Here is a 2,193-nt window from a genome sequence, read left to right on the forward strand (position 1 = left end):
CGTTCTACAACACGCGCTTCTGGGATCTCACTTTGAATGCCATGTGGCGGCCACAAGGTGACAGCGCACTGTTTATGGTCTCGCTGCTCGTACTCACGTTGACGGCACACGCATTGCTTATTCTGCTCTGGCCAACGCGGCTCCTAATGCGAATCGCGACCAGTGTGCTTTTCGTGATCGCCGCCTCCAGCAGTCACTTTTCCAATGAGTACGGCGCCATCATGAACAAGGACATGATGCGCAATGTGCTGCAAACCGACGTGGCGGAAGCCGGCGCGCTGATGAACGCGGAAACCGTTCTGCACGTGGCGGTGCTCGGCCTGATCCCGGCGCTGTTAGTATGGAAGGTCCGGCTGCCGAAGATTCGCTGGAAAACTCAATTGTTCCAGCGCGCCATGTTCCTGGCCATCGCATCAATGCTATGTGTCGCCGGGCTGTTTGCCAGCTCCGCCGAGTACGCGACATTCCTCCGCGCGCACAAGCCGGTGCGATTCACCTTAAGCCCCGCGGCCGCTTCCGTCAGCATGGTAGGTGTGCTCTCCGCCGGAACCACCAAGAGCGCGAACCAAACGCTGCTCAACCCTGCCGGCGCCTCGATCCGAACTGCGGAGATCACCGCAAAGCCACTCGTACTGTTTTTGGTGGTCGGTGAAACGGCGCGCACGCAAAACTTCCAGCTCGCCGGCTATTCCCGACCGACCAACCCGGAGCTCTCGCAAATTCCCAACCTGACGTTCTTCTCCAAAGCCACCGCCTGCGGAACCTCGACCGCCATCTCCGTGCCGTGCCTGTTCTCACATCTGAGGCGCGATGATTTTAAAGTGGACGAAGCCGGCCGCTATGCCAACCTGCTCGATGCGTTGAGCCAAGCCGGCCTGGACGTGGAATGGCGGGACAATAACTCGGGCTGCAAAGGTGTATGTGCCCGCGTGGCGAGCGTTGACTACACGGCCGCCGCGAATCCCGCATTGTGCACGGAGGACAACTGTTACGACGAGGTCATGCTCACCGACCTGCCCGCCAAGCTGCAGGCCCTCACGCGCGACACCGTAATCGTGTTCCACATGAAGGGCAGTCACGGGCCGTCCTACTTCGAGCGCTACCCGCTGTCGTTCGAAAAATTCGCCCCTGCCTGCCGATCCAATCAACTGCAGGAATGCGCGCCACAGGAGATCGTGAATGTCTATGACAACACGATCGCCTATACCGACTACGTGCTTGAAAAGCAGATCCGGTTGTTGCGAGAGGCCTCGGATCGCGTCGATGGCATGCTGATGTATGTTTCCGATCACGGGGAGTCTTTGGGTGAAAACGGCATTTACCTGCACGGCATGCCCTACTCATTCGCACCTGCGGGGCAGAAAGAAGTGCCTCTGCTGATGTGGATGTCTGATGGCTTCGTTGCGCGGACCCAGATCCAGCCCGACTGCCTACGTGCCGAGGCGAACACCTCCGTCAGTCACGACAATTTCTATCACACGGCGCTGGGCGCTGCGGGAGTGCGCAACCAGGTTTACAATCGCACTCTGGATCTCATCTCCGGCTGCCGTCGTGGCCACGGCGGCGAATGAGCGGCCATGACGACGGGACGCATAGAACCTGAGTCTTCCGATCGCGGCATCAAGACGTTGCTGCGAGCGGTCGGCGCGCGTCACGAACCTCGCGCCGAAGTCACCGACGATGTGCGGGCCGCCGTGTACGTCGAATGGCAACGTCTGATCAACCAACGGCCCCGCCAACGTCGAATAGTGAATTGGGGTCTCGCTGCCAGCCTATCGCTGGCCGTATTTGCCACCGCCATCGTTACGCGTGCGGTGGATACTCCACCCGCACAGGTCGCTTCGATAACAAACATCAACGGCGAGCTCACCTCGAGCGCAAGCAACTCCGGTGTGGTCGACGGTGCCGTGGGGCAGTCTGTAAGAGTGGGCGACGAACTGCAGACCGATCACAACTCACGAGCCGCCCTCACCTTTCCAAAGGGACTATCGCTACGCCTGGACCACGGCACCCGCCTCAGCGTTGCAGCCACCGACCGGGTGGTGCTCACGACCGGGGCAATCTATATCGACGCGCCGCCCGGTAACGACGCTGCGAATTCCCTCACTGTCGAGACTTCCTCAGGCTCGGTGCAGCACGTGGGCACGCAATACGAAGTTCGTTCCAATGCCCAGGGAACGGTGGTCAGCGTTC

Annotated in this window: 2 protein-coding genes; both read left to right on the forward strand. The window is 60.3% G+C overall.

Annotation, left to right across the window (positions count from 1 at the left end):
* Positions 1–1,571, forward strand: a 1,571-nt coding sequence (locus JNL55_RS08560) for a phosphoethanolamine transferase (protein ID WP_293852009.1), incomplete at its 5' end; no start/stop codon positions are given.
* A 6-nt stretch (positions 1,572–1,577) separates the two neighbouring features.
* The coding region (locus JNL55_RS08565; RefSeq protein WP_293852012.1) for a FecR domain-containing protein at positions 1,578–2,193 on the forward strand (616 nt) is incomplete at its 3' end.

It is taken from the genome of Steroidobacter sp., from assembly GCF_016790065.1.
Lineage (GTDB): Bacteria > Pseudomonadota > Gammaproteobacteria > Steroidobacterales > Steroidobacteraceae > Steroidobacter.